Annotated in this window: 11 protein-coding genes; 4 read left to right on the forward strand and 7 right to left on the reverse strand. The window is 68.6% G+C overall.

Annotated features, from left to right (window positions below; all coding sequences use genetic code 11):
- Positions 1-2: 2 nt before the first annotated feature.
- The 4 genes from AADV74_RS14405 to AADV74_RS14420 all read right to left on the reverse strand — a co-directional run bounded on the left by AADV74_RS14405 (position 3) and on the right by AADV74_RS14420 (position 4,236).
- Positions 3-2,117: an APC family permease gene (locus AADV74_RS14405; RefSeq protein WP_425287308.1), complete on the reverse strand. Its 2,115-nt coding sequence runs from the start codon at positions 2,115-2,117 to the stop codon at positions 3-5.
- 75 nt (positions 2,118-2,192) lie between these two features.
- Entirely contained in the window at positions 2,193-2,720 is a 528-nt protein-coding gene (locus AADV74_RS14410) for a GNAT family N-acetyltransferase (RefSeq protein ID WP_342115309.1), read from the reverse strand.
- Between the two features lie 32 nt (positions 2,721-2,752).
- Complete coding sequence (locus tag AADV74_RS14415; protein WP_342115311.1) at positions 2,753-3,367, reverse strand: PadR family transcriptional regulator; 615 nt, start codon at positions 3,365-3,367, stop codon at positions 2,753-2,755.
- Complete coding sequence (locus AADV74_RS14420; protein WP_342115313.1) at positions 3,364-4,236, reverse strand: DUF4097 family beta strand repeat-containing protein; 873 nt, start codon at positions 4,234-4,236, stop codon at positions 3,364-3,366. Before AADV74_RS14420 ends, AADV74_RS14415 begins: the two co-directional genes overlap by 4 nt.
- Before the next feature lie 212 nt (positions 4,237-4,448).
- Here AADV74_RS14420 and AADV74_RS14425 point away from each other — a divergent pair, with 212 nt between their 5' ends.
- A complete protein-coding gene (locus AADV74_RS14425; RefSeq protein WP_342115315.1) occupies positions 4,449-5,207 on the forward strand; it encodes a MerR family transcriptional regulator in 759 nt (252 codons plus the stop codon).
- Between the two features lie 399 nt (positions 5,208-5,606).
- On the opposite strand, the gene yczE is transcribed toward AADV74_RS14425, so the two are convergent.
- Positions 5,607-6,302 (reverse strand): membrane protein YczE, encoded by a 696-nt coding sequence (gene yczE, locus AADV74_RS14430; RefSeq protein WP_342115317.1) that lies wholly within the window; start codon positions 6,300-6,302, stop codon positions 5,607-5,609.
- A gap of 61 nt (positions 6,303-6,363) precedes the next feature.
- Here yczE and yczR point away from each other — a divergent pair, with 61 nt between their 5' ends.
- The gene (yczR, locus tag AADV74_RS14435) at positions 6,364-7,842 is read left to right on the forward strand and encodes a MocR-like transcription factor YczR (RefSeq protein WP_342115318.1); all 1,479 of its coding nucleotides are present in this window, start codon (positions 6,364-6,366) and stop codon (positions 7,840-7,842) included.
- Between the two features lie 19 nt (positions 7,843-7,861).
- Here yczR and AADV74_RS14440 read toward each other — a convergent pair whose 3' ends face one another.
- Complete coding sequence (locus tag AADV74_RS14440; protein ID WP_342115319.1) at positions 7,862-8,428, reverse strand: HhH-GPD-type base excision DNA repair protein; 567 nt, start codon at positions 8,426-8,428, stop codon at positions 7,862-7,864.
- A gap of 208 nt (positions 8,429-8,636) precedes the next feature.
- Here AADV74_RS14440 and AADV74_RS14445 point away from each other — a divergent pair, with 208 nt between their 5' ends.
- Together AADV74_RS14445 and AADV74_RS14450 are read left to right on the forward strand one after the other, a co-directional pair.
- The gene (locus AADV74_RS14445) at positions 8,637-11,774 is read left to right on the forward strand and encodes an efflux RND transporter permease subunit (RefSeq protein ID WP_342115322.1); all 3,138 of its coding nucleotides are present in this window, start codon (positions 8,637-8,639) and stop codon (positions 11,772-11,774) included.
- A gap of 93 nt (positions 11,775-11,867) precedes the next feature.
- On the forward strand, positions 11,868-12,341 hold the full coding sequence (locus AADV74_RS14450) for an NUDIX hydrolase (protein WP_342115324.1): 474 nt from the start codon (positions 11,868-11,870) through the stop codon (positions 12,339-12,341).
- 36 nt (positions 12,342-12,377) lie between these two features.
- Here the strand turns inward: AADV74_RS14450 and AADV74_RS14455 are convergent, their stop codons facing one another.
- Positions 12,378-14,570, reverse strand: coding sequence for a heavy metal translocating P-type ATPase (locus AADV74_RS14455; RefSeq protein ID WP_342115326.1), 2,193 nt, complete (start codon positions 14,568-14,570; stop codon positions 12,378-12,380).
- Between the last annotated feature and the right edge of the window lie 94 nt (positions 14,571-14,664).

The raw sequence follows: 14,664 nt of genomic DNA on the forward strand, positions 1-14,664 counted from the left end.
GGCTACTTGCGCTTGCGTCGCCGCGACGCGGCCGGCCGAGAGGCGCCGGGCGGCGCGGGCGGAGGAGCAACAGTCGTGGTCGTGATGATCGCGGGCGGCATCGGGGCACGAGGCACCGGTCGCACCGGCTCGCCGCGGCGGTCCTGGCCGGGCAGCGGGCGGGAACGGCGGCCGTAGAGCAGGTCGGAGGAGTCGAGCAGCCACGGCACGAGCGCGATGGTGACGCCGTGCACGAGCATCAGCTTCTGACGGATGCGGCGGGCCTTGTGGTTGTGCAGCAGCGACTCCCACCAGTGCCCGACGATGTACTGCGGCATGTAGATGGTCGTCACCTCGGAACCGTGCTCGGCACGGCGATCCTTCACGTGACGGATGACGGGGTAGCTGAGGTCGCGGTACGGCGACTGGATGATGCGCAGCGGCACCTGGATGTTCATGCGCACCCAGTCCTTCTTGACCTGCTTGGTCTCCTCGTCGTCGATGGAGACGTGGACTGCCTCGAGGCTCTCGTGGCGAGCGGCGATGGCGTAGTCGAGAGCCTTGAGCACGGGCTTCTGCACCTTGCCGACCAGCACGATGGCGTGGTCGCCCGTGGCGCCGAAGGTCGTGGTCGGGTCGACCTCGACCTCCTTGGCCACATCGCGGTAGTAGCGGTTCACGCCCATCATGAGCAGGAACAGGATCGGCATCATCACGAACACGATCCACGCGCCGTGGGTGAACTTGGTGATGGTCACCACGATGAGCACGATGCCCGTCATCGCTGCGCCCAGGGCGTTGATCGACAGGCTCTTGACGATGGAACCGCGGTGGGCGCCGGGCAGCTTCAGCTCGCGCAGCCAGTGTCGCACCATGCCGGTCTGGCCGAGCGTGAACGACACGAAGACGCCGATGATGTAGAGCTGGATGAGTACGGTGAGGTTCGCCTGGAACACCACGAGGATGACCACGGCGGCGAGGCCCAGCAGAAGCACGCCGTTGGAGTAGATGAGACGATCGCCGCGGGTGGAGAGGGACTTGGGCGCGTAGCCGTCCTTCGCGAGCACCGAGCCGAGCAGCGGGAAGCCGTTGAACGCCGTATTGGCCGCGAGCAGCAGCACGAGGGCCGTGGCCGCCTGGATGACGAAGAACATGATGGTGCTGTTGCCGAACACGGCCGCGGCGATCTGGGCCATGAGCGAGAGCTGCGGCGCTGTGGCGCACTCGGCCCAGCCCTGGAGCGAACACGGGTTCTCCGCGTAGTGCACGTTCGAGATGAGGGCGAGAGCGGTCAGTCCGACGAACAGCGTGATGGCGATGCCGCCCATGATCACGAGGGTGTGCTGCGCGTTCCTGACCTTGGGGAGGCGGAACGCCGGAACGCCGTTGGCGATGGCTTCGACGCCCGTGAGGGCGGAGCATCCGCTCGCGAAGGAGCGCAGCAGCAGCAACACGATCGCCGCCTGGGTCAACTGCTCTCCCTGCACGGTGTACGCGGCGGACTCGGCGACCGGCGCGGTCCCGAAGAAGGTCTGGCCCAGGCCGACCACGATCATGAGGAAGACGCTGCCGATGAAGATGTACGTCGGGATGGCGAAGGCCTTGCTGGACTCGCTCACTCCGCGCAGGTTGACGGCCGCGAGGATGATGACGAAGAACACGGCCAGCTCGACCCGGAATGGGGCGAGCCAGGGGAGGGCCGAGATGATGTTGTCGACTCCGGATGCCACCGAGACGACGACGGTCATGACGTAGTCGACGAGGAGGGCAGAGGCGACGACGAGGCCGGCCTTCTCGCCGAGGTTCTTGTGTGCGACCTCGTAGTCGCCGCCGCCTGACGGGTAGGCCTTGACGAGCTGGCGATAGGACAGCACGACGGTGACGAGCAGGACGACGACCGCCAGCGCCACCCACGGGGCGAACGCAAGGAAGGAGAGCCCGCCGAGAAGCAGGATCATCAGGAGTTCCTGGGGCGCGTAGGCCACCGAGGAGAGCGGGTCGCTCGCGAAGATCGGGAGCGCGAGGTGCTTCGGAAGCAGCTGCCCCTCGAGACGTTCGCTGGGGAGCGGGTCGCCGATGATCCAGTGTTTCGGCGACTTCAGTTCTGGTGGGGGCGTGGATGCCCCGTCATTTGCCACGGGGGACAAACCTACTCACTCGGCGCGCACTGTCAAGTTCCACACGTTTCCCTCACGGATCCCTTACGCGCGACGCTACTCCGCCGCTCCGATGACGGGAGGAGGCTCGAGGGTGAATTCCCAGTCGTTGCACCGGATGGGATTGCCCGGCGGGTACTCGAAGTCCATCTCCCCGTTGAAGGTCATGCCGGCCTTGGCGCAGATCGTGTTCGACGCCGCGTTGTCGGTGCGCGGATAGGCGTGCACGGAGTGTCTGCCGCCCACGAACCGGGCATGGTCGAGTGCTGCAGTGAGTGCTCGGGTGCCGATCCCCTGGCCCTGGTACCCGGGTTCGACGCTCCACCCCGTCTCGTAGACGGACACGTCGTCGTGCACCGCGTTCCAATAGCCGATGACCCCCACTCCCTCCGGATGCTCCGCCGTCACGATGCGGAACATGTGGGCCTCGCCATCCCGGCCGAGGCGGAGGTAGCGCTCGTGGCGGGTGCGCAGCTTCTCCTCGGTCTCGGGGCCCCCGAGGTAGGTCATCATCTCGGGGGCGTTGCTGCGTCGCAGTGTCTCGAGGTCGTCGGCGGCCCAGGGCTTGAGTGTCACGTCTGCCATGACCACATCACACCATGGGCCGCCGACGGGCGTCAGTCCTTCACGGACAGCGAGTCGACGAACTCGGTGCGCAACTCGACGAGCCGCTCGCGCAGCAGGTTGACGTTCGCATCCGTCACTCCCCCGCGCGCGGCCTGCAGACGCAGGTCGGTGCGCAGCTGCTGGCGGAACTCGTTGATCGCGACGTCGGCGTCGCGCACGGCGCGGTTGGTCTCCGTCGTGACGCTGTCGCTCGCGCGAGTGGTCGTGCCCGCACGCCTGGCGTCGCGGGCGGCGCTCGCCAGGTCGGCGCGCAGGCTCTTCATCGCGGAGCTGACCTCGGATCGCACCTCGTCTGCGAGGCGCCGCACGGAGTCCGTCACCTCGTCCTCGATGCCGGCGAGCTCGGGCTCGCGGGCGGCGAGTTCGGCGCGTCCGGCATCCGTGATCTCGTAGACGGTCTTACGGCCGTCCGTCGATTTGGTGACGAGCCCCTCCTCCTCGAGCTTCGCGAGGCGTGGGTAGATGGTGCCGGCGCTCGGGCTGTAAGTGCCGCCGAAGCGGTCGCTCAGCGCAGTGATGAGCTCGTACCCGTGGCGTGGCTGCTCGGCCAGGAGGCTGAGCAGGTAGAGGCGCAGGTTGCCGTGGGCGAAGACGGGCGGGGTCATTCTGCGGCCTGCCCGTCGCTCTGCTCGGCCTGGTCGGTCGAGGCCGGTGACTCGGCCGGCACCACGGTGCGGCCGACGATGGAGACGTCGCCGGCGACGGAGTTGGCCTGCAGGTCGAGCCAGGATCCGCCGTCGAGCGATCCCGTTACGCGCTCGAAGCCCTTGCCCAGCGTGCCCTTGACCGTCACGTCGTCGAGCTGCACCTTTCCGCTCACGGTGTTGATGCGGTAGCGCGCGCCGTCGCCGCGGATGAGCCGCAACGTCAGGTTGCCCGACACCGTGTTGGTGTTGACGTAGGAGGGCGTGCCCGAGGCGTCGATGACGATGTTGCCCGAGACGCCGTCGGCCGAGAACCGGCTGATGTCGCCGCTGGCGATGAGGTCGCCCGAGACCGTGTTGGCCCGGATGCGCCCCGTGTGATGGCCGACCGACAGCTCGCCGCTGACGGAGTTGAGCTCCAGGTCGCCGGTGATGTTGTCGGCGACGACATCACCCGAGACCGTGCTGAGGCGGGCGTCGGTCTGGAGTCCGGCGATCAGGGCATCGGCCGTGACGACTCCGAGCTTCAGCTCGACGTCGCGTGGCACGAGGACGCTGACCTCGGCCTTGGCGTGCCCGCGGAAGCCCTTGAACACCTCGATGAAGTTGTCCCAGCGCACCATGGGGTGATCGATCACGAGACGATCGCCGTCGATCTCGACGGTGAGCTCCTTGCTCGTGACCGTGCTGATCTCGACCCGGGCGTTCGGCTCGTCGTGGCCGATGATGTTCACGCGTCCGCCGATGAGGCTGACCTTGAGCTTGCGGACGAGCTCGAGGTCGATGACCTTGGTCTGGCCGGGCTGGATGACCCATTTCTCGATCGCCATGGTGTTCTCCTTGCTGTGTCATGCGGTGTGACATCCGCGATTCGGATGCCGGAAGTCTTCGTTCGCGATATATCGCGTCTGCCGCTGAAATCACGATATATCGCGTTCTAGCGCGATGCAACAAACTCAGGGAAATTCCAGCTTGACCTTGACGCAACGTCAACTTGTAGCGTAAGGACATCGGCACGGGGCACAAGGGAGGAGGTCGACGGATGGACTGGTCCATTCAGGAGATCGCCCGGCTCGCGGGAACCACGAGCCGAACGCTTCGCCACTACGGCGAGGTGGGGCTGCTCGAGGCGACCCGCGTCGGGAGCAACGGCTACAGGTACTACGACGAGCAGGCGCTCGTGCGATTGCAGCGCATCCTGCTGCTCCGCGACCTGGGGCTCGGGCTCCCCGCCATCGGCGAGGTGCTCGAGAACGAGCGCGACTCCGGGCGCGCGCTGTTGAACCACCTCACGTGGCTGCAGCGCGAGCAGGAACGGCTGGCGCGGCAGATCGCGTCGGTCGAGAACACGATTCTGGGAATGGAGGGAGGTGAACAACTGATGGCAGAGAACATGTTCGACGGGTTCGACCACACCGAGTACAAGGAGGAGGTCGAGGACCGTTGGGGTGAGGACGCGTACGCGAAGAGCGACACGTGGTGGCGCTCGATGAGTGCAGCAGAGAAGAAGGGCTGGCAGCAGCGTCAGGCGGCGCTCGCCGCTGACTGGGCTGAGGCCGCGTCTCGCGGAGTGGCGCCGGACAGCGATGAGGCCCAGGCTCTGGCGAAGCGCCAGGCCGACTGGCTCGGCGGCATCCCGGGAACTCCGGGCAGCGCGCAGGGCCGCCCGACGAAGGAGTACTTCGTGGGGCTCGGCGAGCTGTACGTGGCCGACGAGCGCTTCGCGGCGAACTACGGCGGAACGCAGGGGGCGACCTTCGTGCGCGACGCGATGAAGGTCTACGCGGAGAAGCTCGGCTGAGCTACCGCTCGCTGAGGCCCGAGCGGAGCGACCGGCCGAAGCGCATCGAAGAGGTGCGCTTCGGGCGGTGCGCTTCGGCCGCGGACTGCGTCCGGGCCTCAGCGAGCGGGAGGAGTGCGCTGCGGCCGGGCCTCAGCGAGCGGGAGGAGTGCGCTGCGTCCCGGCCTCAGCGACCGGGAGGAGTGAGCGCGGCGCTCAGCGCGTCGGCGTGCGCCGGTGCCCGTCGCGGGCGACCGCGACGACGGTGCCGGCGATGCCCCACAGGGCGAGGATGGCGAGGGCTGCGATGGCGACGAACATGGGGCACCTCCTGGTGCTCTGGGGGGATTGAAGGGTCGCCGATCACCGCCGGGCCTCAGCGAGCGGGGTGGGGCGGTGAGTGGGTGAGTGGAGAGGTGCCTAGTTCGCCGGGGAGTCCACGGCGGGCTCCGAGGGGAGCGCGTCGCCTTCGAGCACCTGTTCCGTCGCGGCATCCGTCGCCCTCGTCGCCTGGGTGATGGCGAAGAACGGGATGGCCCAGCCGCAGAGCGGTCCGACGAGCAGCGCGAACGCCAGCGTTCCGATGCCGACGTCACCGCCCAGCGCCCAGCCGATGGCTACGACGACGACCTCGATGCCCGTCCGGACGACCCAGATCTTCCAACCCGTTCGGCGGTGCAGGCCCGTCATGAGGCCGTCGCGCGGCCCCGGACCGAAGTGCGCGCCGATGTAGAGGCCGGTGGCGCCGGCCAGCACGAGCAGGCCGGCGATGAAGACGAAGATGCGCGCGACGAGCGGCAGGTCCGTGGGGATGAGTGCCAGGCCGATATCGGCCGACGGGCCGACGAGCAGGGCGTTCAGCACGGTTCCGATGCCGGGTCGCTGCCGCAGGGGGATCCAGAGCAGCAGCACCACGCCGCTGGTGAGGATGGTGATGAGTCCGAATGTCAGGCCCGTGTGCTTCGCGATGCCCTGGGTGAGCACGTCCCAGGGGGCCGCGCCGATCTGACCGCGCACGATGAGTGAGATGCCGATTCCGTAGAGGAACAGTCCGACCAGGAGCTGCGCGATGCGGCGGCTCATGAGCAGGGGTGCGGAAGCGGCGGTCGAGGTCATGATGCAATCCAATTACACGATTGGCCTTTCATCCAATATCCAATTTGACTAAAGTGGCCTTATGGCCGAGACAGTGCTGACCGCCCGCTCCGTGGAGAACCTGCTTGGGGACTGGCGAGCCGGGGGAGCTGCGGCCTATCTGGCCCTGGCCGAGCGCATCCGTCTGCTGATGCTCGACGGGCGCATCCCCGTCGACACCAGGCTGCCGGCCGAGCGCGAACTCTCGGAGCGGCTCGGAGTCAGTCGCACGACCGTCACTGCGGCCTACAGGCACCTGCGCGAGGCCGGCTACCTCGACAGCGTGCGCGGCTCGGGCAGCGCCGCCAGACTGCCGGGAGCGCGCCAGGCCGCAGCTCCGTCGCACGACGCCGGCTTCCTCGACTTCAGCCAGGCGACGACTCCGGCCATCCCGGGTCTCGCCGACGATGCGCGCGCCGCTGTGGAGGAACTCCCGCTCCATCTCGGCGGCCACGGGTTCGACCCCGTCGGCATCCCGTCACTGCGCGAAGCACTGGCGCAGCGATACAGCGACCGGGGACTGCCCACCAGTCCCGACCAGATCATGGTGACCATCGGCGCCCAGCACGCCATCGCCCTGCTGGCACGCACCCTCGTCAGCCGCGGCGACCGCGCCGTCATCGAGGTGCCGACCTATCCGCACTCCTACGAGGCCCTGCGCGCGGCGGGAGCCAGGCTCGTGCCCGTCGGCATCACCCCGGAGAGGGATGCCGCGGCTCGTGCCGACGGTGTCGTCGACGACGACGGCTCCGCCGACGACAGCGCAGACGAGGCCGACGACCTCGTGCAGGCCATCAGCTTCAGCAACCCGGCCTTGGCCTACCTCATCCCCGACTTCCACAACCCGACGGGTCGCTCGATGACGGTGGAGGCGCGTGAGAGGATCCTCGCAGCCGCGTCGCGTCAGGGCACGATCATCGTGGCCGACGAGACCACCGCCGAGATGGACATCGACCGCCGGCAGTCCTACCTGCCCCTCGCCGCCTACGGCGACGCCGTGATAATCGGCTCCGTCGGCAAGACGGTCTGGGGCGGGTTGCGCCTCGGCTGGATCCGTGCCGAGGCCCCGCTCATCCGTCGCCTGGTGGCCAACAGATCGCACAACGACCTCGGAACGCCCATCCTCGACCAGTTGGTGGTGAAGCAGGTACTGCGCCGCATGGACGAGGTGCTGGCCATCCGCCGCGAGCAGCTGCGGGTCGGCCGGGATCACCTCGAGGGCCGCCTCGCCGAGGCCTTCCCGGAGTGGACGGTGCCGCACGTGAACGGCGGCCTCGCCACCTGGGTGAACCTCGGAACCCCGGTGAGCTCGCAGCTCGCCCTCGGCGCCCGTGCACACGGGCTCATCATCGCGGCGGGCCCGCGCTTCGGCATCGACGGCGCCTTCGAGAGGTTCCTGCGCATCCCCATCGGCTACACGCCGGAGGAGACGGACCGCGCCGTCGAGGCTCTCGCGCGTTCGTGGGCCGCCCTCGGCTCGCATCCGGTCCCGGATGCTCCCTATCTGGCGGCAGTGGTCTGAGGCGTTCGGCCGGTACGCGCTACTTCTTCGCTGCGGCCTTCGCCGCCCGCTTCGTCTCGCGCACCTGCGCGAGCGAGTCGGCGTCGACGATGTCGGCGACGGAGCGGTGCGAGCCCTCCTCGCCATACGCCCCGGCCGCTTCGCGCCATCCGTCTCCGGTGAAGCCGTACTGCTTGCCGAGCAGGGCGACGAAGATGTGCGCCTTCTGGTCGCCGAAGCCGGGAAGTTCCTTGAGGCGGCGGAACACCTCGGCGCCATCGGGGTCGCCGCGCGTCCAGAGTTGCGCGGCGTCGTCGCTCCAGTCCGCGGCGATGGCGGCGCACAGCGCCTGAACGCGGCCGGCCATCGAACCGGGAAAGCGGTGAACAGCCGGTGTGGTGCGGAACAGCTCGACGAAGTCGGCTTCGGGGAAGGCCGCGATGGTCGACGCGTCGAGGGTGCCCATGCGGTCGCGGATCTTGGCCGGCCCGGCGAACGCCGTCTCCATCGGCACCTGCTGGTCGAGCAGCATGCCGATGATGAGCGCGAGGGGGCTCTGGGTGAGGAGGTCGTCTGCGGCGTCGTCGCCGGTGATGTGGAGGGCCATGCCATCCAGTCTGCTCTGGCGGCGGCTTGATCGCGAGTGATCTCGTTACGCGTGGACTGCGTCGGCGCTGCTCGATCAGCGTGGGGTTCACAGCTGTCCGTGACCTTTTTGCAGTCACTGCAATGCGATACTGAACCCTGGTGAGTCGCCGCCGACCACTGTCCGCCGCAGCTCGCGGCACCCACACCTGTTCCCGAGGGGATCATCCGTGCACTTCCTTGCCGTTCTCAGCATGAAGAACCGCGCGCTCATCGCGCTCATCACAGTGGTGGTGGCGATCTTCGGTGGCATCACCCTCACGACGCTCAAGCAGGAGCTCGCGCCGTCGATCCAGTTCCCTCAGCTCGCGATCGTGGCGACCTACCCCGGTGCGTCGCCGGAGGTCGTGAACAACGACGTCAGCACGCCCGTCGAGTCGGCCATCCAGGGCGTGCCCGACCTCGAGAGCACCACAGCCGTCAGCAACACGAACCAGTCGCTCATCACTGCGCAGTTCACCTACGGAACCGACCTCGCGACGGCCGAGCAGAAGCTCACCCAGGCCATCAACCGCATCAAGGGCACGCTGCCGGACGGCGTCGACCCCCAGGTGTTCAGCGGAAGCTTCGACGACCTGCCCATCGTGCAGCTGGCGGTCACGAGCGATGACGACGAGAAGACCCTCGCAGCCGACATCACCAAGCTCGCCCTTCCCGACATCGAGGAGGTCGACGGCGTCAACGGCGCCCAGCTGACCGGCGCCATCGGCCAGCGCGTCACGATCACGCCGGACGACGCCGCGCTCGCCGAGGCGGGGCTCACCAGCCAGGCCATCAGCGACGCCCTCAAGCAGAACGGCGTGCTGCTCCCCGCCGGCTCCATCACCGAGGACGACCTCACCCTCACCGTGCAGTCCGGCACGAAGCTCGACTCCGTCGACGCCATCTCGGCGCTGCCCCTGGTTCCGACGGATGCATCGGGGTTCGCGGCCGGCATCAAGACCGTCGGTGATGTGGCGACAGTCGCCGAGACCGACGACCCGACCACCTCGATCTCGCGCGTCGACGGGAAGCCGGCTCTCACGATCGCCGTGACGAAGCTGCCGTCGGCCAACACGGTCGACGTCTCGAAGGGCGTCAACGCCCTCATCCCCGACATCGAGGACAAGCTCGGCTCGAACGCGACGATCACGGTGGTGTTCGACCAGGCTCCATTCATCGAACAGTCGATCCAGTCGCTCACCGAGGAGGGCCTGCTCGGCCTCTTCTTCGCCGTGATCGTCATCCTGATCTTCCTGATGTCGGTGCGCTCGACCCTGGTGACGGCCATCTCCATCCCGACGAGCGTGCTCATCACGTTCATCGGCATGCAGGCGACGGGCTACACGCTCAACATCATCACGCTCGGCGCCCTGACCATCGCCATCGGCCGAGTGGTCGACGACTCCATCGTGGTCATCGAGAACATCAAGCGTCAGATGGTCGCGGGCGTGGATCGGGCCGAGACCATCCTGCGCGCCGTCAAGGAGGTGGCAGGCGCCATCACGGCGTCGACCATCACCACCGTCGCCGTCTTCCTGCCGATCGCCTTCGTCGGCGACGTGACGGGCGAGCTGTTCCGTCCGTTCGCCCTCACCATCACGATCGCTCTGTTGTCGTCGCTGCTGGTGTCGCTGACGATCGTGCCGGTGCTCGCGTACTGGTTCCTGCGCCCGCCGAAGAGCCGCAAGCACGAGGCCGTCGACCTTCCGGCCGACGAGGGCGGGTCCGTCGACTACGACGAGCTCGAGCACCCGTCGCGACTGCAGAAGGGCTACCTGCCCATCATCCGCTGGACGCTCAGGCACTCCGTCGCGACCATCCTCATCGCCGTGCTGGTGCTGCTCGGCACCCTCGCCCTCACGCCCCTCATGAAGACCAACTTCCTCGGGGCGACGGGCCAGAACACGTTGACCGTCACCCAGACGCTCGAGCCGGGCGCATCGCTCGAGGCTCAGGATGCCGCGGCGACAGTCGTGGAGAAGGCCCTGCTCGACACCGACGGCGTCGAGACCGTGCAGCTCACCATCGGCTCGTCCGGCAGCGCTCTCCGCGACGCCTTCACCGGCGGCGCCGGCGGCATCACCTACTCGATCACGACCGACCCCGACGCCGACGCGACAGCGGTGCAGGCCGACATCGAGGACCAGCTCGCCGACATCACCGACCAGGGTGAGATCGCCGTGACGGCATCGAGCGGCTTCGGCGGCGGCAGCGACATCCTCGTCGACGTGACGGCCTCCTCGAGCGACGACCTCCAGAAGGCCTCCGACGAGATCGTGACCGCCCTCGGCGACCTCGACTCGATCAAGTCGGCCTCGTCGAACCTGAGCGCTTCGTTGCCGTACATCGCCGTCACGGTCGACCGTGACGCCGCAGCCCAGGCCGGCCTCAGCGAGGTGGCCATCGGCAGCATCGTCTCGCAGGCCATGCAGCCGAGCACGATCGGCACCATCGCCATCGACGACTCGACGCTGACGATCTACCTGCAGTCGGAGAACCCGCCGACGACGATCGCCGAGCTCTCGGCGCTGCAGATCCCGACTCTGGCCGGACCCGTCGCGCTCGACACCCTCGCCACGGTGGAGAACACCCAGGGTCCGGCATCCGTCACCACCGTGAAGGGCCTGCGCAGCGCCACCATCACGGCGACGCCGGGCACCGACAACCTCTCGGTGGCCAACACCGAGGTGACCGCGGCCCTCGCCGACGCGAAGCTCCCGCAGGGTGCGAACGCCGAGATCGGCGGCGTCACGGCCAGCCAGGGCGACGCGTTCAGCCAGCTCGGCCTCGCACTGCTGGCGGCCATCCTCATCGTGTACATCGTCATGGTGGCCACGTTCCGCTCGCTCCGCCAGCCGTTGCTGCTGCTCGTCTCGGTGCCGTTCGCGGCTACCGGCGCGATCATCCTGCAGATCGTCTCGGGCATCCCGCTCGGTGTGGCCTCGCTCATCGGTGTGCTGATGCTCATCGGCATCGTGGTGACGAACGCCATCGTGCTCGTCGACCTGGTGAACCAGTACCGACGGCGCGGCATGGGCGTGGAGGAGGCCGTCATGCACGGTGCCTCACGTCGTCTGCGCCCGATCCTCATGACGGCTCTCGCGACGATCTTCGCGTTGCTGCCGATGGCGATCGGCCTCACCGGCCACGGCGGATTCATCTCGCAGCCCCTCGCCATCGTCGTGATCGGCGGCCTGGTGTCGTCGACGGTGCTCACGCTCGTCGTGCTGCCGACGCTGTACAACCTGGTCGAGGGCGCCCGCGACCGCCGGGCCGCGAAGAAGGCGGCCAAGGCCGACCCGTCGGAGGCGGCGCCCGCGCAGTAGCGCCGTGACGTATGCAGGATGAGAGCCGATACGAGCGCGATATGCGCCCGAGTCGGCTCTCATCCTGCATACGCGGCGAAGTAGGGTGACGTCATGCCCACCCCCGACTTCGTGCTCGACCTGCGCCGCTCGATCGGTACCGCCCCGCTCTGGCTGAGCGGGGTCACCGCGGTGATCCTGCGCGGTGACGAGGTGCTGCTCGCCCGCCGCGCCGACAACGGCCGCATCGCCCCGATCGCCGGCATCATCGAGCCCGGCGAGGAGCCTGCCGTCGCCGCCGTGCGCGAGGCCTGGGAGGAGGCCAACGTCGTGATCGAGGTGGAGCGGCTCGCCTGGGTGCACGTGCTCGCGCCCATCACCTACGAGAACGGCGACCAGTCGGTGTACCTCGACCTTGCATTCCGCTGTCGGTATGTCTCGGGCGACCCGCATCCGACCGATGGCGAGAACACCGAGGTGATGTGGGTGCGCGTCGACGATCTCGACTCCGTCGGCATGACGGATGACCAGCGCCGCCGCATCGACTACGCCCTCTCAGCCGACGAGGCCGCGCACTTCGAGCGGTGACGGTCGCGGTCGCGTCACCTCGAGCCCGAATCGCCCTCAGCGGCGTACCGACACCTCGGGTCGCAGGTCGAGTCGACGCAGCAGTTGGGCATTCGCGGCCACGATGATGGTCGACAGGCTCATCAGGATGGCACCGACGGACATCGGCATCACGAAGCCGATCGGCGCCAGCACGCCGGCCGCGAGCGGAACCGACAGCAGGTTGTAGCCGGCGGCCCACCAGAGGTTCTGCTGCATCTTGCGGTAGCTCGCCGTCGACAGCTCGATGACGGACAGCACGGAGCGCGGATCCGAACTGGCCAGGACCACGCCGGCCGAGGCTATGGCAACGTCGGTTCCGGCGCCGATCGCTATGCCGACGTCGGCTTGGGCGAGCGCGGGAGCATCGTTCACGCCGTCGCCGACCATGGCGACGCGCAGCCCCTCGGCCTGCAGTTCCTGCACCTTCGCGGCCTTGTCTTCTGGGCGAACGCCGGCGAAGACGCGATCGATGCCCAGGCTTGCGGCCACCGTGCGGGCCACGGGCTCGGCATCGCCGGTGATCATGACCACCCTGATGCCGCGACGGTGCAGGGCGTCGACGGCCTCGCGCGACTCCGGCCGGACCTCGTCGGCCAACGCGAGTGCGCCTGCCATCCGCCCGTCGACGACGACGTGCAGCACGGTGGCTCCGGCCTCCGACCAGCCCAGCGACGACGCGATGGGCGCGAGAGCGTGCTCGGCGAGCAGCGCCGGTCCGCCGACGTGCACATCGCGTCCGTCGACGACGGCGCTGACGCCCACGGAGGGCGAGGCGCGGAAGCCCGACGCGGGAGCCACCTCGAGACCCCGGAACGCGGCGTTCGCCACGATCGCCCGGGCGAGCGGGTGCTCGGAGTCGGCCTCGGCGGCCGCTGCGAGGGCGATCACGGTGTCCGGGTCGAAGCCCGGCGCGGCCGCGGCATCCGTCACAACGGGCTCGCCCTTCGTGAGGGTGCCGGTCTTGTCGAACAGCACTGCGTCGACGGTGCGCATGGTCTCGAGGGCGAGGCGGTCGGTGACGAGCACTCCGCCCTTCGCCGCGCGCTCGGTGGCGATGGAGACGACGAGGGGGATGGCGAGGCCGAGGGCGTGCGGGCAGGCGATCACGAGCACTGTGATGGTGCGCACGACGGCGTCGTCGGGGAGCCCGAGTGCAGTCCAGACCGTGGCTGTGATGAGGGCCGATCCGAGTGCGAACCAGAACAGCCAGGCGGCCGCCTTGTCGGCGATGCGCTGCGCGCGCGAGCTCGAGGCCTGCGCCTTGGCGACGAGCCGCTGGATGCCGGCGAGGGCGGTGTCGTCGCCGACGGCACTGACGCGGATGCGGATGGCCGTGTCGGTCGCGACGGTTCCGGCCACGACGTGGTCGCCCGGGCCGCGGGTGACGGGCCGTGATTCGCCGGTGATCATCGACTCGTCGACGTCGGCTGAGCCGTCGGTCACGTCGCCGTCGGCGGGCACCCGGCCGCCAGGACGCACGATGACCACATCGCCGAGCGCGAGCGCCGAGGGGGAGACCAGCTCGGTGCCGGCATCCGTCACGCGCTCGGCCTCATCGGGGAGAAGGGCGGCGAGGGCGTCGAGCGCCGACGATGCCTGGGCGATCGAGCGCATCTCGATCCAGTGGCCGAGCAGCATGATCACGATGAGGAGGGCCAGCTCCCACCAGAAGTCGAGCTGATGGTCGAGCAGGCCGAGGCTCGCGCCGAAGGAGGCGACGAAGGCCACGGTGATCGCCAGCGCGATGAGCAGCATCATGCCCGGCTGGCGGCTCTTCAGTTCGGAGACGCCGCCCGACAGGAACGGCCAGCCGCCCCAGAAGAACATGACCGTGCCGAGCACCGGAGAGATCCAGTCGACGACAGATGCCGCTGGCAACTCGTAGCCGAGCAGCATCGCGAACGCAGGACTGAACGCGATGACGGGCACGGCGATGACGAGCATGATCCAGAACAGACGGCGGAACTGCGCGACGTGGTGGGCGTGGCCGCCGTGACCTGCATGACCTGCATGAGCGTCGTGTCCCGCGTGGGAATCGTGTCCGGTGTGGGCGTCGTGGTCGTGCCCCGCGTGGTGGGCGTGCTCGTCGTGCCCGGCGTGGGCGTCGTGCCCCGCGTGGTTGGCGTGCTCGACGTGCCCTGCGTGGGCGTCGTGCATGCCGTGCGCGTGCTCGGCGTGCGCATCCGTCGCCGCGTTCTTCTCAGCCATACCGGCGTCACTCCTCAGTCGTCGCTCAGATACCCCTGGGGGGTACCACTCAATACAACCACAGATCTCCGTCCCTGTTCCCGATTCCCTCGAA

The organism is Leifsonia stereocauli, assembly GCF_038432415.1.
GTDB lineage: Bacteria > Actinomycetota > Actinomycetes > Actinomycetales > Microbacteriaceae > Orlajensenia > Orlajensenia stereocauli.

What these genes read in the sequence shown, in the direction of transcription:
- AADV74_RS14415 (WP_342115311.1), bottom strand. Translation starts at nt 3,367, where the DNA reads ATGACCCCGCCCGTCTTCGCCCACGGCAACCTGCGCCTCTACCTGCTC.
- AADV74_RS14440 (WP_342115319.1), bottom strand. Translation starts at nt 8,428, where the DNA reads ATGGCCCTCCACATCACCGGCGACGACGCCGCAGACGACCTCCTCACC.
- AADV74_RS14410 (WP_342115309.1), bottom strand. Translation starts at nt 2,720, where the DNA reads ATGGCAGACGTGACACTCAAGCCCTGGGCCGCCGACGACCTCGAGACA.
- AADV74_RS14450 (WP_342115324.1), top strand. Translation starts at nt 11,868, where the DNA reads ATGCCCACCCCCGACTTCGTGCTCGACCTGCGCCGCTCGATCGGTACC.
- AADV74_RS14420 (WP_342115313.1), bottom strand. Translation starts at nt 4,236, where the DNA reads ATGGCGATCGAGAAATGGGTCATCCAGCCCGGCCAGACCAAGGTCATC.
- yczR (WP_342115318.1), top strand. Translation starts at nt 6,364, where the DNA reads ATGGCCGAGACAGTGCTGACCGCCCGCTCCGTGGAGAACCTGCTTGGG.
- AADV74_RS14455 (WP_342115326.1), bottom strand. Translation starts at nt 14,570, where the DNA reads ATGGCTGAGAAGAACGCGGCGACGGATGCGCACGCCGAGCACGCGCAC.
- AADV74_RS14425 (WP_342115315.1), top strand. Translation starts at nt 4,449, where the DNA reads ATGGACTGGTCCATTCAGGAGATCGCCCGGCTCGCGGGAACCACGAGC.
- yczE (WP_342115317.1), bottom strand. Translation starts at nt 6,302, where the DNA reads ATGACCTCGACCGCCGCTTCCGCACCCCTGCTCATGAGCCGCCGCATC.